We start from the raw sequence: 20,652 nt of genomic DNA, 5'->3' as shown, positions 1-20,652 counted from the left end.
TTATCCGAGGCGGCCGTCGGCCGTCGGCGCCGGTCGCGGGGCGGTCGCCCGCTCAGGGCGTCGGCATCCCCGGCGCGGGCGGGCTTTCAGCCCCGCGCCAGCCGCAGGGTGAGGATCTGGAACGGGCGCAGGGCGAAGGCCACCCGGTCGCCGGAGACCTCGATCGGGCTCTCCTCCACCGGCTCCTCCAGCAGGTCCACCGCGACCGCGCCGGCCAGCGGGAACGACGCGCGCAGCGCGCCGCGGGCGCGCGCCCCGTGCGCCTCGTACAGCCGCACCACCACGTCGCCCGAGCGGTCCTCGGCCAGCTTCACCGACTCGGCCACCACGCCCGCGCCCTCCGCCGCCACCAGCGGCGCCACGTCGGCGCCTCCGGGCGCCGCGCGCTCGGGAAGGTTGAGCCGGTAGCCCTCGCGCACCGCATCGGCGACGCCGGCGCCCGGCACCAGCGCGTAGGAGAAGGCGTGCCGGCCCTGGTCGGCCTCGGGGTCGGGGAAGCGCGGCGCCCGCAGCAGCGACAGCCGGAGCACGGTGGTGGTGCCGCCGTCGCGGCGAACGGCGCGGTCGACGTCGTGGCCGTAGGTGGAGGCGGTCGCCAGCGCGTGGCCGTAGCCCGGCTCGCCCGCGCGCACCCACCGGTGCCCGCAGGCCTCGAACCGGGCCGCGTCCCAGGAGGTGTTGGTGTGGGCCGGGCGGTGCACATGGCCGAACTGGATCTCGGCCGCGACCTCGTGCGCGCGCACGTCCAGCGGGAACGCCGCCTTGAGGAAGCGCTCGCGCTCGTGCCAGTCGACCTCGGTGGTGAAGTCCACCCGCACCGACCCGCGCTCCAGCGCGACGACCTGGCGGGCCGTCGAGGAGCCGAAGGAGCGGACCGCCTCCACCGCCGCCCCCTTGGGCCCCTCGCGCAGCACCCGCACCGAATCGGCGGCGGTGACGTCGGAGGCGGTGCGCCGGTAGAAGGCGTCGACATCCCAGGCGTCCCACGCGTTGGGCAGGTCGCGGTGGATCTGCAGCAGGTTGGCGGCCGCGCCCGGCGCCAGCGCCTCGCGGCCGGTCGCCGCCTCCACGACCGACGTGACCAGACCCCGCGCGTCCACCGCCACCCGCAGCAGCCCGTTGTCCAGCACGTGGCCGCCGCCCTCGCGGCCGAGGGCGACCGCCGGCGCCTGCGGCCCCCGATCCGCCCGCGGGTCCGCGCTCCCGCCCGCTGCCGTCACGCGCGCCCGCCCGCCCATCGCGGCCACGCCGCCGCGCTCGTGCGGGCAGGCGTTGAACACGGTCACCGCGCCTCCGGCCGCGCGCTCCCCGCCGGAGGCGCTGCCGCCGGTCCCCGCGGCGAGCACCCGGCGGGCGCCGTCGGCGATCTCCTCCAGCTCCGCCGTGATCTCGGCGTAGGCCCGCGCCGCCTCGCGGTGCACCCAGGCGATCGAGGTGCCCGGCAGGATGTCGTGGAACTGGTGCAGCAGCACCCGTTTCCACAGCGCCTCCAGCCGCTCGTAGGGGTAGCGGTAGGCGCCGGGGTCCGCGCCCGCGGTGCGCACGGCCGCCGTCGCCGCCCACAGCTCGGCCTCGCGCAGCAGGTGCTCGCTGCGCCGGTTGCCCTGCTTGGTGCGCGCCTGGCTGGTGTAGGTGCCCCGGTGCAGCTCCAGGTACAGCTCGCCCAGCCACACCGGGGCCAGGTCGGCGTACTCCGCCTCGGCGGCGGTGAAGAACGCCGCCGGGCTCTCCAGGCGCACCCGCGGACAGCCCTCCAGGTCCGCCGTGCGCGCCGCCCGCGCGAGCATCTCGCGTGTGGGTCCGCCGCCGCCGTCGCCGTGGCCGAACGGCACCAGCGAGCGCGAGGCCGGTCCGGCGTCGCGGAACCCGCGCGCGGCGTGCGCCAGCTCGTGCCCGGTCAGCTCGGCGTTGTAGGTGTCCACCGGCGGGAAGTGGGTGAACACGCGGCTGCCGTCGATGCCTTCCCACCAGAAGGTGTGGTGCGGGAAGGCGTTGTCGGCGTTCCACGACAGCTTCTGGGTGAGGAACCAGCGCGACCCCGACAGCCGCACCAGCTGCGGCAGCGCGGCCGAGTAGCCGAAGGAGTCGGGCAGCCACACCTCGCGGGTGTCGACCCCCAGCTCGTCGCGGAAGAACCGCCTGCCGTAGGCGAACTGGCGGGCCAGCGCCTCGGAGCCGGGCATGTTGGTGTCGGCCTCCACCCACATCCCGCCCACCGGTGCGAACCGGCCTGCGCGCGTGTGCTCGCGCAGCCGCGCGAACAGTGCGGGGTGGCTCTCCTTGAGCCAGGCGAACTGCTGGGCCTGCGACATCGCGTAGACGAACCCGGGATCCTCATCCATCAGCGCGGTGGCGTTGGCGACGGTGCGCGCGACCTTGCGCACCGTCTCGCGCAGCGGCCACAGCCACGCCGAGTCGATGTGGGCGTGGCCCACCGCCGAGATGCGGTGCGCGCTCGCCTCGGCCGGGTCGGCCAGCACCGGCGCCAGCAGCTCGCGGGCCAAGGCGGCCGTGCCGGCCGGGTCGGTCGGGTCGAGCACGTCCAGTGCCCGTGACAGGGCGGTGCGGATGCGCGCCCGGCGCGGCGACCTCTCGGGCAGCTCCCGCATCAGCTGGCCCAGCACCTCGGCGTCCATGCTCAGGCCCCACACCTCGGCGTCGAAGACCGCCAGGTCGGCCCGGCGCAGCCGGTACAGCGGGTCGGCACCGGCGGTGGCCGGATCGCCCAGCGGCGTCGGGGCGAAGCCGTCCGGCCCGAGGACCACCGGGTTGGCCGCGGCCTCCACCCGCAGGTCGACCCGCTCGCCGCCGCGCGCCGGCGCGGCGACCCGCACCCACCGGTTGCGGGGGTTGAGCCCCTTGAGCGGTGTGCCGTCGGGGAGGTGCACGAGCCCTTCGGCGCAGAACCCGGGCCGGTCGGGGTCGAATCCCAGGTCCAGGACCGCCTCCACCGTGCGCTCCGCCCACTCGGCGGGCACCCGGCCGGTGAAGCGGAACCAGGTGGTGCCCCACGGCGGTCCCCACGCCTGCCCGACGGCGGCGGGGGAGTAGGGCGCTGCGACGCCCTCGGCGGCCGGAACCGGCCCGCCGGGGGCGTCCCAGCGCTCCACGGTCAGCGGGACGGCGGCCGAATAGACCGCGGCCCACAGGCGTTCGCCCAGCACACGGGTGAGGCGGCGGTCGAGTCGGGCGTGCTCGTCGTGCATGCGGCGCTCCGTCTGCCTGGGCGGCGGCCTTCCGGTACGCTCTCCGCCCCCGACCGGGAAGTCAAGGTGCACGCCGCGCGGTTCGATACGTTGGACCGCGCGGCGCGGCGCACGGGTGGTGCCAGCACCACCCCCGGTTGAAGGGGCGGCCGGACTGACGCGGCGGTGCCCGGTCGAGCAGACTGAAACCGACGGGACACCGGCGTAGGAGAACGGGAAGAGCAGGGCGGATGCACAGGCTGATCAACCAGGTACGCCCGTACCCGTGGGGGGCGCGGACCGCCATCCCCCGGCTGCTGGGCATCGAGCCCGACGGGCGGCCCCAGGCCGAGCTGTGGCTGGGGGCCCACCCCGGCGCGCCCAGCACCGTCATCACCCCCGAGGGCCCCTCCTCCTTCGACGACGTCATCGCCGCCGCACCTAAGGAGATGCTGGGCGAGCGCACCGTCGAGCGGTTCGGCGAGCGCCTTCCGTTCCTGCTGAAGGTGCTGGCCGCAGAGGAGCCGCTGTCGCTGCAGGTCCACCCCGACTCCGCCCGCGCCCGCGCGGGCTTCGCCGCCGAGGAGGCCGCCGGCATCCCGGTCACCGCTCCCCACCGCAACTACCGCGACCCCTTCCACAAGCCGGAGCTGGTCCTGGCGCTGGAGCCGTTCGAGGCCCTGTGCGGGTTCCGCGACCCGGCGGCCGCGCGCGCCGACCTGGACGGGCTGACGTGCGAGTTGGCCGGGCGGCTGCGCGCCGACCTCGCGGCCGACGGCGTGCACACCGCTCTGCGCGCCGCGCTGACCCGACTGCTCACGCTGCCCGGGGACGTGCGTGAACAGCTGGTGGGAGCCTTCGTGGCCGAGTGGAAGCGGCTGGGCTCGGGCGCCCACCACGACACCATCGTGGAGCTGGCCGAGCTGTACCCGGGCGATCCCGGAGCTGTCGCGGCGCTGCTGCTCAACCGCGTCAGCCTGCGCCCGGGCGAGGCGCTGTTCCTGCCCGCGGGCAACGTCCACGCCTACCTGCGCGGTACGGCGGTGGAGGTCATGGCCGGCTCCGACAACGTGCTGCGCGCCGGGCTGACCGGAAAGCACGTCGACACCGCCGAGGTGCTGTCGGTCGTGGACTTCTCCGTGCTGCCCATCCCCTTCACCGGTCCCGTGCCCGACCGCGGGCGCACCGAGTTCCGCCCCGGTGTCGCGGAGTTCGCGCTGGCCACCGCCGGGCCGGGGCCCATCAGCACCCGGCTGGACGGGGGCGCACCCTCGGTGGTGCTGTGCCTGGACGGATCGGCCGACCTGGTCGCGGAGTCCGGCGAGGTCCTGGCGCTGGGGCGCGGCGAGTCGGTGTTCGTGCCGGCGTGCTGCGGGCGGGTCACCGTGCGCGGGGACGGCCACCTGGTGGCGGCCACGGTCGGCGACTGACGCGCCTGCGCGGGGACGCCGCGGGGCCGTGCGCGCCGCGGGGCGCGGGTCGCCGGTCCGCCGGGCCGCCGGTACGCTGAGACATTCATCCCGACCCTGGCGAGGAGTGCCCCATGACGCTCGAACGTCCGCGAGTCGACGTCGCGCCCGGTCCGCCGCCGACCGATCTGGAGGTCGCCGACCTGGCCATCGGAGAGGGCGGTCAGGCCGGGCACGGCGCCACCGTCGACGTGCACTACGTCGGTGTCTCCCACTCCACGGGCAAGGAGTTCGACGCCTCCTGGAACCGCGGCGAGCCGCTCAGCTTCGTGCTGGGCGGGCGCCAGGTGATCGAAGGCTGGGAGCAGGGCGTGCTGGGCATGCGCGTGGGCGGCCGCCGCCGGCTGGTCATCCCGCCCCACCTGGCCTACGGGGACCGGGGCGCCGGCGGCGTCATCAAGCCGGGCGAGACCCTGGTGTTCGTGGTGGACCTGGTGGGCGTGAGCTGAGGGGCCGCGCGGCCGGTGCCGCCGGCGCGGGCCGGCGGCACGGCACGGACGCGGGTGCCGCCCGCCGGCGCATGCGCGGCGCGCCCTAGCGCAGCGTCCCGCCCACCGTGACACGGCCCTTGAGCAGGTCGCGGGCGATGGTGCGGCGCTGGATCTCGTCGGTGCCCTCGAAGATGCGCAGCAGCCGCAGGTCGCGGTACCAGCGCTCGATGGGCAGCTCGCGCGTGTAGCCCATGCCGCCGTGGATCTGCATCATCCGGTCGACGATCTCGTTGGCCTTGACGCCGCCGAACAGCTTGGCGATCGACTGGGCGTGGCGGGAGTCGCGGCCCTGGTCGACCTGCCAGGCCGCGTGCAGCACGAGCAGCCGCAGCGCCTCGATCTCGGTCTCGGAGTCGGCGATCATCCACTGGATGGCCTGGCGCTCGGCGATGGCGGCGCCGAAGGTCCGGCGGGTCCGGGCGTAGTCGAGGCTCATCTGGAGCATCCGCTCGCAGCCGCCCAGCGCGCGGGCCGGCAGCAGATAGCGGCCCTTGCCGATCCACTGCATCGCCAGCTCGAAGCCCTTGCCGACCTCGCCCAGCACGTTGGCCTCGGGCACGCGCACGTCGTCGAAGACCAGCGAGGCCGGGCGGCGCTCGCCCATGGTGTCGATGGGCTCGGAGGTCCAGCCGGACTCGCGGTCGGCCAGGAAGCAGGTGACGCCGCCGTCGGCGCCGAGCTCGGGGTCGGTCACCGCGAAGACCAGCGCGAAGTCGGCCTCGCAGCCGCCGGTGATGAACGTCTTCTCGCCGTTGATCACCCACTCCGGTCCGTCCTTGACGGCGCGGGCGCGGATCGCCTTGGCGTCGGAGCCGGCGCCGGGCTCGGTGATGGCGAAGCACGAGCGGCGCTCGCCGGCGATCGTGGGCAGCAGGTAGCGCTTCTGCTGCTCCTCGTCGGCGTGGAAGAGGATGTTGTCGGCCTCGCCGCCGAACTTGAAGGTCAGGAAGGTGCGGCCGAGCTCGGTCTCGATGAGCGCGGCGGTGACCGCGTCCAGGCCCATGCCGCCGTACTCCACGGGGGTCTGCACACCCCAGAAGTCGGACTTGCGCGCCAGCTCCCGCAGTCCGCGCGCCTCGTCGGCGTCCAGCCCCGGTGCGGCGCCCTCGCGTTCGCGGCGCAGCACGTCGTTCTCCAGCGGCATGATCTCGCGCTCGACGAAGGTGCGCACCCACGCCCGGATCTCCCGCTGCTCCTCGCTCAGCCCGAAGTCGACCATCCGCCCCAGCTCCCCAATTTACCTAACACTGTTCGGTTTTGAGCGTAGGTGCTGCCCGCGTCCGCGCGCAAGCCGCCCTCGCGGCCGCGGGGGCGGCGCGGGCCGGCGGGCGCCCGCGCCCTGCGCGCACCCGTGCGGCGTGGCAGGATCGCCTCAGGCCGAAGCGCCGCCGAACGCGGCGCGAGCCCACGACGGGAGGAAACGTGGCCCGACCCAGGACGCCGATGCTGAGCGTAAGCGGCATCCGCAGCGCCGCGCTCGCACTCATCGACCGCGACGGCCTGGAGAGCCTCTCCATGCGCAGGCTGGCCCAGGAGCTGGACGTGCAGGCTGCCTCGCTCTACAGCCACTACCGCACCAAGGAGGACCTGCTCGCCGACATCGCCAACGAGATCATGGCCGAGGTGGACGTCTCGGGGTTCGAGTCCGGCGACTGGCGGCGCGGCCTGACGGTGTGGGCCCGCTCCTACCGCGCGGCGCTGGCGGCCCACCCCCACCTGGTGCCGGTCGTCGCCGCGGGACCGGGCCGCCGCGAGGCGGCGCTGCGCCGCGCCGACGCCGTCCACGGCGGGCTGGTCGCGGCCGGCTGGCCGCCGCGCCACGCCACCATGATCGGCGCCTCGACCAAGTACCTGGTGGTGGGGGCGGCCATCAACTCCTTCGCCCGCGGCTTCGACGCCGACGTGCAGGTCTACCGCGACCGCTACCCCAACCTCTCCCAGGCGCACCGCCTCGCCGAGCACGCCGCCGAGATCGACGCCGACAGCTTCGAGTTGGCGCTGTCGGCGTTCCTCGACGGCCTCGGCCAGACCTTCGCCGGGTTGGCGCGCGACGCCGGTACCGGTGCGTAGCGCGAGTGCTACCGCGGCCCGCCGGTGCCGGGCGGCGCCGCAGGCAGCGGCGAGCGGTCGGCGCAGATTCGGGTGCCCGCAGCGCCGTGCACCTGCCCCGGCGCGACGGCGGCGCGGCTACTCCAGGTCGAGGCGGGCGGCCGCGGCGTCCCACCCGGCGGTGCCGGCCGGCTCGTAGCGGCGCGGGCGCTCGGCCGCGTGGACCAGGCGCCGCAGGTCGCCGTGGGAGGCGCCCGGAAGGGCCGCGCGCGCCTGGACCACCAGGTTGCCGATGGCGGTGGCCTCGACCGGCCCCGCCTCCACCGGAAGGCCCAGCGCGTCGGCCGTCCACTGGCACAGCAGCTCGTTGCGCGCGCCTCCGCCGACCAGGTGCACGACCTCGATGTCCCGGCCGGCCAGCGCGCAGGCGCGCCGCAGCGTGTCGCGGTGGGCCAAAGCCAGGCTCTCCAGGACGCAGCGCAGCAGGCCGCCGCGGTCCTCGGGCACCGGCTGGCCGGTCGCGCGCAGGTGCTCGGCGATGCGCGCGGGCATGCCGCCCGGCACCAGGTAGCGCGGGTCGCCGGCGTCGATCAGGGCGGCGAACGCGGGCGCGGATCCCGCCTCCTCCATCAGCCCGGGCAGCGCGGAGTCGTCCAGGCCCCAGTCGCGCAGGCACTCCTGGACCAGCCACAGCCCCATGATGTTGCGCAGGAAGCGGGTCGTGCCCTCGACGCCCAGCTCGTTGGTGAAGTTGGCCGCGCGCGCCGCCTCGGTGGTCACCGGCGCGCCCAGCTCCAGGCCGGCCAGCGACCAGGTGCCGCACGAGACGTAGCCGAAGCGCTCGGTGCGCGCGGGCACCGCGGCCACCGCCGATGCGGTGTCGTGCGAGGCGACCGCCGCGACCTCGGTGCCGGCGGCCAGACCGGTGTGCTCGGCCGGTCCCGGCAGCAGGGTGCCGATGCGCTCGCCGGGGGCGCGCAGTTCGCCCAGCAGCGCGACGTCGATGCCGGCCGCCTCGGCCAGCGGCGCCGACCAGCGGCGGGTGGCGACGTCGAGCAGTCCGGTCGTCGAGGCGTTGGTGACCTCGGCGCCGCGCTCGCCGGTCAGCCAGTAGCCCAGCAGGTCGGGGATGAGCAGCAGTGCGTGCGCGGAGCGCAGCTGCGCCGTGCCGCGTGCCGCCGCGAGCTGGAAGACGGTGTTGAAGGGCAGGTACTGCAGCCCGTTTCGGGCGTAGAGCTCCGCGGCGCCGAACCGCTCGACGAAAGCGGGTGCGGCGCCGTCGGTGCGGGTGTCGCGGTAGTGGTGGGGCAGCCCCAGCAGCGCGCCGGAGTCGTCCAGCAGGCCGTAGTCGACGGCCCAGGAGTCGATGCCGACCGAGCGCGGGGCGTGGCCTGCGGCGGCCCGCAGGCCGTCGAGCACGCCGTTGTAGAGCCCGCCGATGTCCCAGTGCAGCCCGCTGGGCAGGCGCAGCGGGCGGTTGGGGAAGCGGTGCACCTCGGTCAGCGCGAGCTCGTCGGGGCCGACGCGGCCGACGACGACGCGCCCACTGGAGGCACCGAGGTCGACAGCGGCGAAGACGTCGGAGTGGGACACGGCGGGCCTTTCCGAGTAGGGGCGGCAGGGGAGGGGCGGCAGGGCCGCCGGTCGGTCTGTGCGGGGAGCAGCGCAGGGGCGGGGTGCCCCGGGCGGGTGGTGCGGGCGGGCGCGGAGGGAGCGGGGCGGCCATCGGGGCCGGCGGGCGGCGGCCGTCCACAGCCGCGGAACCGGAGTGGCGGACGCGGGCCGGTGCGGGCTTTACTTGAGATCAGGGGGTCCCCCCGCGAGCGCGCCCCGCCCTGTCCGCTCGGCGGGGCGGCGGCTGCGCCTGCCCGGAGTCGGACGGTCCGCGCCGCATCGCCGCGCCGCCCCGCCCCGGCCGCCGACGCGCGTGCGCGGTGCGGCGGGGGCCGGAGCGGCAGGGCGGCGGAGCTCCGGCGGCGGAGCGGCCGTGCCACCCGCCGTCCGCGGCCCCGCTCCCGCCCCGCCACCGCCCCCGCCCGCTCAGCGCAGGAACGCCGCGGCGACCCCGGCGTCCACCGGGACGTGCAGGCCGGTCGTGTGGCTCAGCTCTCCGCAGGTCAGCGCATAGACCGCGTTGGCCACATGCTCGGGCAGCACCTCCCGCTTGAGCAGTGTGCGCTGGGCGTAGAAGGCGCCCAGCTCCTCCTCGGGCACGCCGTAGACCGCCGCGCGCTGGGCGCCCCAGCCCCCGGCGAAGATGCCCGAGCCGCGCACGACGCCGTCGGGGTTGACGCCGTTGACCCGGATGCCCTCGCCGCCCAGCTCGGCGGCCAGCAGCCGCACCTGATGGGCCTGGTCGGCCTTGGCCGCGCCGTAGGCGATGTTGTTGGGACCGGCGAACACTCCGTTCTTGCTGCAGATGTAGACGATGTCGCCGCCCATGCCCTGCCGGGTCAGCACCCGGGCGGCCTCGCGGGCCACGAGGAACGAGCCGCGCGCCATCACCCGGTGCTGGAGGTCCCAGTCGGCCTCGGTCGTCTCCAGCAGCGGCTTGGAGATCGACAGTCCGGCGTTGTTGACCACCAGGTCCACCCCGCCGAACGCGAGCACGCTGTCCCGCAGCGCCGCGGCGATCTGCTCGGGCTCGGTGACGTCCACCGCCACCGGGACCGCGGTGTCGGCGCCGCCGAGCTCCTCGGCCGCCGCGGCCGCCGCGTCGGCGTCGCGGTCGGCGACCACCACGCAGGCGCCCTCGGCCGCCAGGCGGCGGGCCGTCGCCCGGCCGATGCCCGACCCGCCGCCGGTCACCAGTGCGACCCGGGTCGCCAGCGGCTTGGGCGCCGGCTTGCGGCGCAGCTTGGCCTCCTCCAGCTCCCAGTACTCGATGCGGAACTTCTCCGACTCGGGGATGGGGGCGTAGGAGGAGAGGGTCTCGGCGCCGCGCATCACGTTGATCGCGTTGACGTAGAACTCGCCGGCCACGCGCGCGGTCTGCTTGTCGGCGCCGAAGGAGAACATGCCCACGCCCGGCACCAGCACGATCGCCGGGTCGGCGCCGCGCATCGCCGGCGAGTCCGGCCCGGCGTGGCGCTCGTAGTAGGCCCGGTAGTCCTCCCGGTAGGCGGCGTGCAGCTCGCGCAGCCGCTCCAGCGCGTCCTCGATCGGCGCGTCGGGGGCGACGTCGAGCACCAGCGGGCGCACCTTCGTGCGCAGGAAGTGGTCCGGGCACGAGGTGCCCAGCGCCGCCAGCCGCTCCAGCTCGGCGCGGGAGGCGAAGTCCAGCACCGCATCGGAGTCGGTGTAGTGGCCCACCTGCGGCCGGTCGGTCGAGGCCAGCCCGCGCACCGCCGGCAGCAGCGCGGCGGCGCGCTCGCGCCGCTCGGCTTCGGGCAGCGGTTCGCGGCCGGCGACCACCGGACCGAAGGGGTGGGCCTTCTCGGCGCCCCGTTCGGCGATGAAGCGCTCGGCGGTGCGGATGATATCCAGCGAGTTGGCCTCGCACTCCCGCGCGGTCTCGCCCCAGGCGGTGATGCCGTGGCCGCCCAGGACCACGCCGACGGCCTGCGGGTTGTCGCGCTTGATCGCCGCGATGTCCAGCCCGAGCTGGAATCCGGGGCGGCGCCAGGGCACCCACGCGACCCGGTCGCCGAAGCACGCGGCGGTGAGCTTCTCGCCGTCGGCGGCGCAGGCCAGCGCGATCCCGGAGTCGGGGTGCAGGTGGTCGACGTGGGCGGCGTCGACCAGTCCGTGCATCGCGGTGTCGATGGAGGGCGCGGCGCCGCCCTTGCCGTGGGCGCAGTAGTCGAACGCGGCGACCATCTCGTCCTCGCGCTCGACCCCCGGGTAGACCCCGGTCAGCGCGCGCAGCCGGTCCAGCCGCAGCACGGCCAGTCCCGCCTCGGTGAGCGTGCCCAGGTCGCCGCCGGAGCCCTTCACCCACATCAGCTCGGTGCCGGTGCCGGTGACCGGGTCGGTGGCGGTCCCCTTGGCTGAGGCGTTGCCGCCGGCGTAGTTGGTGTTGCGCGGATCGGCGCCCAGCCGGTGCGAGCGCTCCAGCAGCGCTTCGACCTCCGGGTGGGCCGTCTGCTCGGTCATCTCATCCCCTGCTGTCGGCTGTGTGTGCTGTGTGCGGTTCAGTCGACCGCGAAGTCGGCGACGTGGACGGGAGAGGGGGCCGTCCCGGTGCTCGGCTCCTGGTAGAAGACCGACAGCCGGCCCTCGTCCAGGCGCGAGTCGTCGACGAGGACCTCGCCGAAGGCGTCGATGCCCGAACCGTCGTAGACGGTGCGCCAGTCGCTCCAGTCCGAGGCGGCGGTGGCCGCCAGGATCCTCCCGCCGGGCAGCACGGCGTAGGCGTCGTCGTCGGGCCCCATCACCAGGCGGGAGCGCCCGAAGGCCGCCACCCGCTCGGGCAGTTCGGTCTTGTGCCACGCGCCGGAGCCGTCGCGGAAGATGTGGAAGGGGCGGGCCCACCGCTCGCGCTGGCCGACGAAGTCGGTGACGCACCGGGTGAAGCGTCCGGGCACGTAGCTGACCATGATGTGCGGGTCGCCGTCGGAGTCCACGGCCGCCGACTCCTGGTTCATCAGGGCGTGGTCGACGTCCAGCGGGTCGACCACGTGCCCGGGGGTGTCGACCGAGACCCGGTCGTCGGTTCCGGTCTCGGCGGCGTGGCGTCCGCCGTCGGTGCGCCAGGTGCGGCCGCGGTCGTCGCTGTAGACGTAGCCGGTGTCATGGTTGGCCAGGCCTCCCGGGTCGCACAGGATGTCGCCGCCGGCGGCGGTCTCGCGCCAGGTGAAGGAGGCGTGCAGCCGCCCGTCGGCGTCGTAGCCGATCCCGTGCAGGTACATGTTGCGGCTGTCGCTGGTGCTGCCGTTGGCGCTGTACTCGCCTTCGGCCGAGGACCAGGCGCCCAGGTCGTGCCAGTCCCGCCCGGTGTACTCGGCCAGGTGCAGGACGCCGTCGCCGGAACCGCCGGTGCGGTAGGTGAGCTGCAGGCCGCCGCCGGGGGCGGGCACGAAGCGGGGGTAGGTGATGCCGCCGGGGTCGAGCCCTTCGAAGCTGCGCTGGACCGCGCCGAAGGAGTCGGCGTTCCAGGGCCCGCGCCCGTCGGCCAGTCCCGCCTGCGAGCGCAGGTAGTACACGGTCGAGTTGTGCGTGTCCATCGCGACGTGCAGGCGGCCGTCGTCGGCCGAGACGCCCAGGGCGATGACGTTGTGGGAGTCGTCCGTGCTCAGCCTGTGCGGCAGCCGGACCTTCTGCCAGGCGGCCGGCGTGCCCGCCGGTCGGCGGGCGATCACGGCGGTGCGGTCGGCGGTGTACCAGGCGGCGTACTGGTAGCCGCCGTGGGTGAGGATGCCCTCCTGCTGGAAGGAGTTGTTGTTGACGATTCCGTCGTAGGAGACGAAGTAGAGCCCCTGCTGGTCGAGCACGCTGTCGCGCACCAGCTCGGCGCCCACGGCGGCCGGCGCGCCGCCCGCGCCGGTGTCGGCGGCCGCGGGCGCCGCCGCGGCCGTGAGGACCGGCACGGGGGTCAGCGCGGCCAGCCCGGCCGCGGCCAGCCGCAGGCGGAGGGACGCGGTGGGGGGGCTGCTCACTGCGTTCGCCATGCTCACGCCCCCCATCCGGCCTGCCTGCCGCCGACGCGCTCGGCGGCGATGGCCTCCAGGTAGCCCGACCGGGCGAACGCGGCCATGGGGTCGGGGTCGCGCCCGTCCTCCTCGCGCAGCTCGGCCAGCAGCGGGCGCACGTCGGTGTTGTAGGCGTCCATCAGCACCGCGTTGGCGCCGAGCACGTCGCCGGACCGCTGGGCGGCGTCGAGCGCGCCGGCGTCGACCAGCAGCGCCTTGGCCGTGGCCTCCTGGACGTTGAGCACCGAGCGGATCTGGGCGGGGATCTTGGCCTCGATGTTGTGGCACTGGTCGAGCATGAACGCGATGCCCTCGGCCGGGTCGTAGCCGCCGCCGCGTACCACCTCGTACATGATGCGGAAGAGCTGGAAGGGGTCGGCCGCGCCCACCATCAGGTCGTCGTCGGCGTAGAAGCGGGAGTTGAAGTCGAAGCCGCCGAGCTTGTGCTCGCGCAGCAGGAAGGCGACGATGAACTCGATGTTGGTGCCCGGCGCGTGGTGGCCGGTGTCCACGACCACCTGGGCCTGGTCGCCCAGCTTGAGGCAGTGGGCGTAGGCGGTGCCCCAGTCGGGGACGTCGGTGGTGTAGAACGCGGGCTCGAAGAGCTTGTACTCCAGCAGCATCCGCTGGTCGGGCCCGAGCCGGTCGCGCACCGCCTCCAAGGCCTCGGCCAACCGGTCCTGCCGGGCGCGGACGTCGTCCTGGCCGGGGTAGTTGGTGCCGTCGGCGAACCAGAGCTTGAGGTCGGCCGATCCGGTGGCGTCCATGACGCCGATGCAGGCGAACAGGTGGTCCAGCGCCTTGGCGCGGACGCCGGGGTCGGGGTTGGTGACGCTGCCCAGCTTGAAGTCGTCGTCCTGGAAGACGTTGGCGTTGACGGTGCCGACGCGCACGCCCTGCTCGCGGGCGTAGGCGGCCAGCTCGGCGTAGTCGTCGACGGTGTCCCAGGGGATGTGCAGGGCGACGCTGGGGGCGATGCCGGTGTAGCGGTGCACCTGCGCCGCGTCGGCGATCTTCTCCTGGGGTGTGCGCGGCACCCCGGGCTGGCCGAACACCTTGAAACGGGTGCCGCTGTTGGCGAACGCCCACGAGGGCAGCTCGATGGACTGCCCGCGCAGCGCGGCCTTGACGGCGCTGAGGTCGGTCATTTTCGGAGGACTCCTTGGGTTGTAACGATTCAAAGCGGGGCGGTCGTTCCGCGGTCCCGAAATGCCGGCGGTTCCCAGGATCGTCCCGTGGCCCGACGGGAGGCGGAGGGCGGCGGGGCGGCTCGGTCGCGCTCAGTCCAGGTGGAACACCTCCGTCAGGGGCACCATCCCCTCGTCCGGGCGGCCGTCGAGGCCCTCGAAGAACGGGGCCATCTCCGCCTGCCAGCGGGCGTTGACCGCGGTGGCGGCCATGGCCTCCTGGGCGGCCGCGAAGTCCTCGGTCTCCAGGTAGCCCACCAGCAGGCCGTCCTCGCGGCAGAAGATCGAGTAGTTGTGCCAGCCGGCCTCGCTGAGCGCGGCCCGCATCTCGGGCCACACCTCGGCGTGGCGCCGCCGGTACTCCTCCAGGCGGTCGGGTTTGACCTTGAGCAGGAAGCAGACCCGCTGCATCGCCGTCCTCCCCGGGGCGGGGCCCGGCCGGGCCGGTGAGGGGCGCCCTGCCCCCGCCCCGGCCCGGCCGCGGGCCGGATCAGAAGTCGAAGTCGTCGATGTTGTCCTTGTTGAACACCGTGGGCGGGCCGAGCACGATCTCGCCGTCGGCGCCGATCTCGTACTCGCCCAGCCGCCCGGCCTTGAACGTCTGGCCCTTCTCACCGGTGATGCGTCCGGCCGACTGCGAGGCGCCGGCGTAGGCCGCCAGGTAGCCCAGGTCGCTCGGCTTCCACAGGGCGAACTCCTCGACGGTGCCGTCCTTGACGTACTCCCGCATCTGGTTGGGCGTGCCCAGGCCGGTCAGGGCCACCTCGCCCTTGTAGTCGGAGGAGCCCAGGTACCGCGCGGCCGCGGCCAGGCCCACCGTGGTGGGGGAGATGACGCCCGCCAGGTCCGGGTGTGTCTGCAGCAGGCCCTGCATCTCGTTGAAGGACTTCTGGTCGTCGTCGTTGCCGTAGACGGTGTCGACGACCTCGATGCCGGAGTACTCGTCCTTCTTCAGCTCCTCCTCCATCAGCTTCAGCCACGCGTTCTGGTTGGTGGCGTTGGGCGTGGCCGAGAGGAAGGCGATCTCGCCCTCGCCGCCGATCTGCTCGGCGATCATCTCCACCTGGATGGTGGCGATGCCCTCGGCCGACGCCTGGCTGATGAACAGGTCGCGGCACTCGGGTGAGGCGTCGGAGTCGAAGGTGACCACCACGCTTCCGGCCTGGCGGGCCTGGTTGAGCGCGCCGCAGACCGCGTTGGGGTCGTTGGCGGCGGTCACGATCACGTCGCTGCCCTGCTGGCTGAGCGTGTTGATGTAGCTGACCTGGGAGGAGGCGTTGGCCTCGGAGGGGCCGACCTCCTTGAACTCCCCGCCCAGCTCCTCGACCGCCTCCTTGCCGCCGGAGTCGGCCACGGTGAAGTAGGGGTTGTTGAGCTGTTTGGGCAGGAAGCTGATCTTCAGGCCCTCGGGGATCTCGGCGTTCGGGTCGGCCTCGGCCTCGGAGCCGCCCGAGCCGGAGCCCGAGCCGTCGCCGTCGCCGCGGGTGGTGCCGCCGCAGGCGGAGGCTGCCAGCATGACGCCGGCCAGGGCGGCGGCCGTGACGCCGTAGCGGATGCGTTTTCTCATGGTCGGTTCTTCACTTTCCTTCTGCGCGGGGGAGAAACGGGCAGGGCCGGTCGGGAGGCGGCCCTAGGAGGGCGGAGCCGGCCGGGCCGGCGCTCGCGCACGCGGGCCAGGGTGGTGGGCAGCACCACCGAGACCACCAGCAGCAGGCCGGTGACGATGTCGAGCACGTCGGAGGACACGTCGGCCAGCATCAGGGCGTTGCGGATGGTGCCCAGCAGCAGTACGCCGGCGAGCACGCCGGGCAGCGCGCCCCGGCCGCCGAAGATCGACACGCCGCCCAGCAGCACCGCCGCCACGACCGAAAGCTCCAGGCCGTAGGCGTTGTCGGCGCGGGCGCTGCCGTACTGCAGTGTCCAGAAGACGCCGGCGCCGGCCGCGACGGTGCCGGAGGCGACGAACAGCCACAGCTTGGTCCAGCGCACCGAGATCCCGGAGAACCGGGTCGCCTCGTCGTTGTTGCCGATCGCGTACAGCGAGCGGCCGATCGGAGTGGCGTGCAGCAGCAGGCCGAAGAGCGCGGCCAGCACCAGGATCAGCACCGCGATCCAGGGGATGTCGGTGCCCGGCAGCCGCGAGGTCGCCCCGCCCGTCCAGGTGAACGGGAAGTCGGCCACCGCCCGGTCGCCCAGCACCGCGTACGCCAGGCCGCGGTACATCGCCATCGTCCCGATGGTCACCGCCAGCGACGGCAGCCCGGCCACCGTCACCAGCACCCCGTTCAGGGCGCCGAGGAGCGCCCCGAACAGCACGCACAGCGGCACGATCGTCTCCAGCGGCAGGCCCAGGACCCACAGCTGGCCCATGACCGCACTGGTCAGCCCGAGCGTGCTCGCCACGCTCAGGTCGATCTCGCCGGTGATGACCACCAGGGTCATCGGCAGCGCGATCAGCGCGATCGCGGCGACGTCCAGGACCAGGAAGCCGGCGTTGCGCCCGGTGGCGAAGCCCTCGACCATGAACGAGGCGGCCAGTACCGAGACCGCCAGGGCGCCGAGGACCGACGCCTCGCGGGTACGCAGCAGCGACCGCAGCACCGAGGGCGCCGGCCCCCGCTGCGGCTCGGGCGCCGACCGCGCCGCCGAAGGCGGTGCGCTCGTGCCCGGGGTGTCCACCTCAGGCCCCACGGGTACCACCTCCTCGGAGCCGGCGCGCGGCGCGCAGCGCCAGCAGCCGGTCCAGTCCGATCGAGACGAGGATCAGCAGGCCGACCACCGCCTGCTGCCAGAACGAGCCGACCTGCAGCATCGGCAGCGCAGCGTCGATGGTCGACAGCAGCAGCGCGCCCAGGGCGGCTCCGTAGACGGTGCCGCTCCCGCCGAAGATCGCCACGCCGCCGACCACGGCGGCCGCCACCACCTCCAGCTCCAGGCCGGTGCCCACCGTCGCGTCGAGCGTGCCGAACCGCGAGGCGTAGAGGACGCCGGCCAGGCCCGCCAGCGACCCGTTGGCCACGAACGGCATGAACACCCGCCGGTCCACCGGGATGCCGACCAGGCGCGCCGCCGCCGGCTCGGAGCCCACGGCGTAGAGCTCGCGCCCGCTGCGGTAGTTGCGCAGGTACCAGCCGGCCGCCAGCACCACCGCGAGGGCGACCACCGCCGGCAGCGGCATCCCCAGCAGCGTCACGCGGGACAGGCCCAGGAAGCCGTCGGGCATGTCGGCGGCGTTGATCTGCCGGCCCGAGGCCCACCAGAAGTCGATGCCGCGGAACATGTACAGCGTGCCCAGGGTGACCACCAGGGCGGGCACCCGCGCGGCGGCCACCAGCACGCCGTTGACCACGCCGCAGACCGTGCCCACCAGCACCCCGGCGGCCATCACCACCGGAGTGGGCAGGCCGGGGAAGGACACGAACATCATGCCCACCGCGAACGCCGACAGGCCCATCACCGAGCCCACGGACAGATCGACGCTGCGGGTGATGAGCACCATCGACTGGCCCACGGCCAGGATGGTCAGCAGGGTGGCGCCCAGCAGCAGGTCGCGCACGCTCTGCCCGGACAGGAAGCCCGGGTTGACCAGGGCGGTCACGGCCACGAGCAGCACCAGCGCGAGCAGGATGCCCAGCTCGCGCGCCTGGCGGATACGCCGGCCCGTGCGGACGCCGCCGCCGTGCTCCTCCCGGGTCTCCTGCGCGGGCCCCGGCGCCGCGGGCGGCGGGCTCGTCTGCGCGGCGCCGCCCGCGGCGGGGGCGCCGGTCTCGTCGGGTCCGCTCACGCCGCCCTGCCCTTCTGGCCCGTGGCCGCGTACATCACCGACTCCTCGGTCGCCTGCTCGCGCGGGATCTCGGCGGCGATGCGGCCTTCGTGCATGACCAGCACGCGGTCGGCCATCCCGAGCACCTCCGGCAGCTCGCTGGAGACCATCAGCACGGCGATGCCCCGGCCGGCCAGCTCGGACAGCAGCCGGTGCACCTCCGCCTTGGTCCCGACGTCGATGCCGCGGGTGGGCTCGTCGACGATGAGCAGCCGCGGCTCGGTGGCCAGCCACTTGGCCAGCACCACCTTCTGCTGGTTGCCGCCGGAGAGCGTGGTGACCGCGTCGGAGAGCCGGCCGGCCTTGAGCTGGAGCCGTTCGGCCCACTCGGCCGCCGCGCGCTCCTCGTCGCGGCGGCGCAGCACGCCCAGCCGGCTCAGCGCCCAGCGCCGGGTCAGGGTGGCGTTGCGCTCGATGGACATCTCCATCACCAGGCCCTGCTGGCGGCGGTCCTCCGGCACCAGGGCGACACCGGCCGCCATGGCAGCGGAGGAGCGGCCGGGCGGCAGGCGCCGGCCGGACACGCGCACGGTGCCCGTCTCGTAGCGGTCGACGCCGAAGACGGCGCGCACCACCTCGCTGCGCCCGGCGCCCACGAGCCCGGCCAGCGCCACGATCTCGCCGGCGCGCACGGAGAACCCCACGTCGGCGAAGACGCCGGTCCGGCCCAGGCCCTCGACCTCCAGGACGGTGTCGCCGGCGGCGACGTCCTGCTTGGGAAACAGCGTGGCGACCTCGCGTCCCACCATGCTGTGCACGAGGTCGTCGACGGTCAGCTCGGCGACGGGTTCGGTCGAGATGTAGCGGCCGTCGCGCATCACGGTCACGCGGTCGCACAGCTCGAAGACCTCGTTGAAGCGGTGCGAGATGAACAGCACCGCCGCGCCGTTGTCGCGCAGCGAGCGCGCGACCGCGAACAGCCGGTCGACCTCGACGCCCGACAGCGCTGCGGTCGGTTCGTCCATCACCAGCACGCGGGCGTCGAAGGACATCGCCTTGGCGATCTCGACGAGCTGCTGATCGGCGATGGACAGGCCGCGGGCGGGCCGGTCGGGGTCGAGCCGCACGCCCAGGCGCGCGAACAGCGCGTCGGCGGCCTCGCGCATGGCGCGGCGGTCGATGCGGCGCCCGCGTGCCAACGGCTGGCGGCCCATGAAGATGTTCTCCGCGACCGAGAGGTCGGGGAACAGGGTCGGTTCCTGGTAGATGACCGCGACCCCGGCGCGCTGGGCGTCGGCGGGGGCGTTGAGCGCGGTCGGCTCGCCCAGGACCTCGACGTGCCCGGTGTCCGGACGGTGCACCCCGGCGATCGTCTTCACCAGGGTCGACTTTCCCGCCCCGTTCTCACCGCAGAGCGCGTGGATCTCGCCCGCACGCAGCTCAAGGGAGACGTCCTGGAGGGCGTGCACGGTCCCGAAGGACTTGGACACGCCCACCAGTGACAGGAGCGGAGGAGCCGGTGGTGGGTGACGGTCCACGGCGTCCTCCTTCGGCAATCGAGCGCCGCGGGGGCGGCGCGCGCTGAAAAACGTTTCAATGACGCTGGACGTTAGGTGGGTCACAGCAGCGGTGTCAAGGGGGTTTTCGGCAAATTTCCCGGTTGTCACGCGTTTCTGGCGTGACGTGCCGGATGTGGTCGTTCCCCGATCCCGGCGCGTGCGGGAGAGTAGGGTGGGACCGGGTATTGACACGTTTTAATAAACCTGTGAGCATAAGCGGCCAACGAACCGCCCGAGCACCGCGGAGAAGCAGCGTTGTCCTCGACCGAAGGCATCAGACGACCCGTCGGCATCAACGACGTGGCAGCGCGCGCCGGCGTTTCTCCCGGCACCGTGTCCAACGTCCTGAACCGGCCCGAGCGCGTCGCCGAGTCCACCCGGCGCCGCGTCGAGCGCGCGGTGCGCGAGCTCGACTACGTGCGCAACTCCTCGGGCCGCAGTCTGCGGTCCGGGCGCAGCGACTCGGTCGGCCTGCTCGTCCTCGACGTCACCAACCCCTTCTTCGCCGAGGTGGCGCGCGGCGTCGAGGACACCGCCGGCGAGGAGGGGCTGGCCGTGGTGCTGCTCAACTCCGCCGAGCAGGCCGCGCGCCAGCAGCGCTCCATCCGGCTGCTGGCCGAGCAGCGCGCCGCCGGCGCGGTCATCATGCCCGTCGACGGCGACACCGCGGACCTGCTGTGGCTGCGCAAGCAGGGGGTGCCCGGCGTGCTGCTGGACCGCGGCGACGTCTCCGACGACATCGCCTGCAGCGTCTCGGTGGACAACCACGCCGGCGGCATGGCGGCCGGGCGGCACCTGATCAACCTCGGCCACGAGCGGATCACCTACCTCAGCGGGCCGGGCCATCTGGAGCAGTGCCGCACCCGGCTGGAAGGGCTGCGGGCCTCGGTGGCCGAGTCCGGTGCCGATCCCGACGAGGTCGTGCGGGTCATCCACACCGCCCAGCTCAACGCCGAATCGGGGGAGAAGGCGGTCGAGGAGGTGCTGGCGGGCGGCCCCAAGCGCCGGCCGCAGGCGGTGTTCTGCACCAACGACCAGCTGGCCGTGGGGGTGCTCAAGGGGCTGGGTGAGCGCGGCCTCAGCGCACCGGCCGACCTGTCGGTGGTGGGCTACGACGACGTGAACCTCGCGGCCCTGGTGCACCCGGGGCTGACCACCGTCGCCCAGCCCAAGTACGAACTCGGCCGGGCGGCCATGCAGCTGCTGCTGTCGGAGCTGCACGAGTCCGACCACAGCCACGCGCGGCTGCGGTTCGCGCCGGAGCTCACCGTCCGCGGTTCCACGGCGGCCTACCGCCCCTGAGCGCGGCCCGGACCCGC

15 protein-coding genes are annotated in these 20,652 nt (G+C 74.3%); 4 read left to right on the top strand and 11 right to left on the bottom strand.

The window, feature by feature from the left end:
* Positions 1-86: 86 nt before the first annotated feature.
* Complete coding sequence (locus ABD284_RS17405; protein WP_344144690.1) at positions 87-3,206, bottom strand: alpha-mannosidase; 3,120 nt, start codon at positions 3,204-3,206, stop codon at positions 87-89.
* Positions 3,207-3,436: 230 nt separating this feature from the next.
* Between ABD284_RS17405 and manA the strand changes: the two genes are divergently transcribed.
* On the top strand, positions 3,437-4,615 hold the full coding sequence (gene manA, locus ABD284_RS17400) for a mannose-6-phosphate isomerase, class I (protein ID WP_344144688.1): 1,179 nt from the start codon (positions 3,437-3,439) through the stop codon (positions 4,613-4,615).
* Positions 4,616-4,728: 113 nt separating this feature from the next.
* Positions 4,729-5,103 (top strand): FKBP-type peptidyl-prolyl cis-trans isomerase, encoded by a 375-nt coding sequence (locus ABD284_RS17395; RefSeq protein ID WP_344144686.1) that lies wholly within the window; start codon positions 4,729-4,731, stop codon positions 5,101-5,103.
* Between the two features lie 85 nt (positions 5,104-5,188).
* Here ABD284_RS17395 and ABD284_RS17390 read toward each other — a convergent pair whose 3' ends face one another.
* Entirely contained in the window at positions 5,189-6,364 is a 1,176-nt protein-coding gene (locus tag ABD284_RS17390) for an acyl-CoA dehydrogenase family protein (protein ID WP_344144684.1), read from the bottom strand.
* A 203-nt stretch (positions 6,365-6,567) separates the two neighbouring features.
* Here ABD284_RS17390 and ABD284_RS17385 point away from each other — a divergent pair, with 203 nt between their 5' ends.
* A complete protein-coding gene (locus ABD284_RS17385) occupies positions 6,568-7,215 on the top strand; it encodes a TetR/AcrR family transcriptional regulator (RefSeq protein WP_344144682.1) in 648 nt (215 codons plus the stop codon).
* 117 nt (positions 7,216-7,332) lie between these two features.
* Here the strand turns inward: ABD284_RS17385 and ABD284_RS17380 are convergent, their stop codons facing one another.
* From ABD284_RS17380 to ABD284_RS17340, 9 genes are all read right to left on the bottom strand, one after another.
* Positions 7,333-8,787, bottom strand: a complete 1,455-nt coding sequence (locus ABD284_RS17380) for a rhamnulokinase (RefSeq protein WP_344144680.1) — start codon at positions 8,785-8,787, stop codon at positions 7,333-7,335.
* A gap of 447 nt (positions 8,788-9,234) precedes the next feature.
* Positions 9,235-11,289: a bifunctional aldolase/short-chain dehydrogenase gene (locus ABD284_RS17375; protein WP_344144678.1), complete on the bottom strand. Its 2,055-nt coding sequence runs from the start codon at positions 11,287-11,289 to the stop codon at positions 9,235-9,237.
* Positions 11,290-11,327: 38 nt separating this feature from the next.
* On the bottom strand, positions 11,328-12,791 hold the full coding sequence (locus ABD284_RS17370) for a BNR repeat-containing protein (RefSeq protein ID WP_344144676.1): 1,464 nt from the start codon (positions 12,789-12,791) through the stop codon (positions 11,328-11,330).
* Positions 12,792-12,805: 14 nt separating this feature from the next.
* Entirely contained in the window at positions 12,806-13,972 is a 1,167-nt protein-coding gene (gene rhaI, locus ABD284_RS17365) for an L-rhamnose isomerase (RefSeq protein ID WP_344144674.1), read from the bottom strand.
* A 132-nt stretch (positions 13,973-14,104) separates the two neighbouring features.
* Positions 14,105-14,422 carry an L-rhamnose mutarotase gene (locus ABD284_RS17360; RefSeq protein ID WP_344144672.1) on the bottom strand — a complete coding sequence of 106 codons (318 nt, stop codon included), beginning with the start codon at positions 14,420-14,422 and terminating at the stop codon, positions 14,105-14,107.
* Between the two features lie 79 nt (positions 14,423-14,501).
* On the bottom strand, positions 14,502-15,578 hold the full coding sequence (rhaS, locus tag ABD284_RS17355) for a rhamnose ABC transporter substrate-binding protein (RefSeq protein ID WP_344144670.1): 1,077 nt from the start codon (positions 15,576-15,578) through the stop codon (positions 14,502-14,504).
* Complete coding sequence (locus ABD284_RS17350; protein WP_344144668.1) at positions 15,575-16,702, bottom strand: ABC transporter permease; 1,128 nt, start codon at positions 16,700-16,702, stop codon at positions 15,575-15,577. Before ABD284_RS17350 ends, rhaS begins: the two co-directional genes overlap by 4 nt.
* Positions 16,692-17,795, bottom strand: a complete 1,104-nt coding sequence (locus tag ABD284_RS17345; protein ID WP_386699647.1) for an ABC transporter permease — start codon at positions 17,793-17,795, stop codon at positions 16,692-16,694. Before ABD284_RS17345 ends, ABD284_RS17350 begins: the two co-directional genes overlap by 11 nt.
* Positions 17,792-19,312: a sugar ABC transporter ATP-binding protein gene (locus tag ABD284_RS17340; RefSeq protein WP_344144666.1), complete on the bottom strand. Its 1,521-nt coding sequence runs from the start codon at positions 19,310-19,312 to the stop codon at positions 17,792-17,794. Before ABD284_RS17340 ends, ABD284_RS17345 begins: the two co-directional genes overlap by 4 nt.
* Positions 19,313-19,588: 276 nt before the next feature.
* Between ABD284_RS17340 and ABD284_RS17335 the strand changes: the two genes are divergently transcribed.
* The gene (locus ABD284_RS17335; RefSeq protein WP_344144664.1) at positions 19,589-20,635 is read left to right on the top strand and encodes a LacI family DNA-binding transcriptional regulator; all 1,047 of its coding nucleotides are present in this window, start codon (positions 19,589-19,591) and stop codon (positions 20,633-20,635) included.
* The last annotated feature ends 17 nt before the right edge of the window (positions 20,636-20,652 follow it).

Source organism: Streptomonospora arabica (assembly GCF_039531585.1).
GTDB lineage: Bacteria > Actinomycetota > Actinomycetes > Streptosporangiales > Streptosporangiaceae > Streptomonospora > Streptomonospora halophila.
The sequence above is the reverse complement of the archived record's forward strand: the minus strand, read 5'-3'. Positions and strand labels throughout refer to the sequence as shown.

What these genes read in the sequence shown, in the direction of transcription:
- ABD284_RS17395 (WP_344144686.1), top strand. Translation starts at nt 4,729, where the DNA reads ATGACGCTCGAACGTCCGCGAGTCGACGTCGCGCCCGGTCCGCCGCCG.
- manA (WP_344144688.1), top strand. Translation starts at nt 3,437, where the DNA reads ATGCACAGGCTGATCAACCAGGTACGCCCGTACCCGTGGGGGGCGCGG.
- ABD284_RS17375 (WP_344144678.1), bottom strand. Translation starts at nt 11,289, where the DNA reads ATGACCGAGCAGACGGCCCACCCGGAGGTCGAAGCGCTGCTGGAGCGC.
- ABD284_RS17405 (WP_344144690.1), bottom strand. Translation starts at nt 3,206, where the DNA reads ATGCACGACGAGCACGCCCGACTCGACCGCCGCCTCACCCGTGTGCTG.
- ABD284_RS17360 (WP_344144672.1), bottom strand. Translation starts at nt 14,422, where the DNA reads ATGCAGCGGGTCTGCTTCCTGCTCAAGGTCAAACCCGACCGCCTGGAG.
- rhaI (WP_344144674.1), bottom strand. Translation starts at nt 13,972, where the DNA reads ATGACCGACCTCAGCGCCGTCAAGGCCGCGCTGCGCGGGCAGTCCATC.
- ABD284_RS17390 (WP_344144684.1), bottom strand. Translation starts at nt 6,364, where the DNA reads ATGGTCGACTTCGGGCTGAGCGAGGAGCAGCGGGAGATCCGGGCGTGG.
- rhaS (WP_344144670.1), bottom strand. Translation starts at nt 15,578, where the DNA reads ATGAGAAAACGCATCCGCTACGGCGTCACGGCCGCCGCCCTGGCCGGC.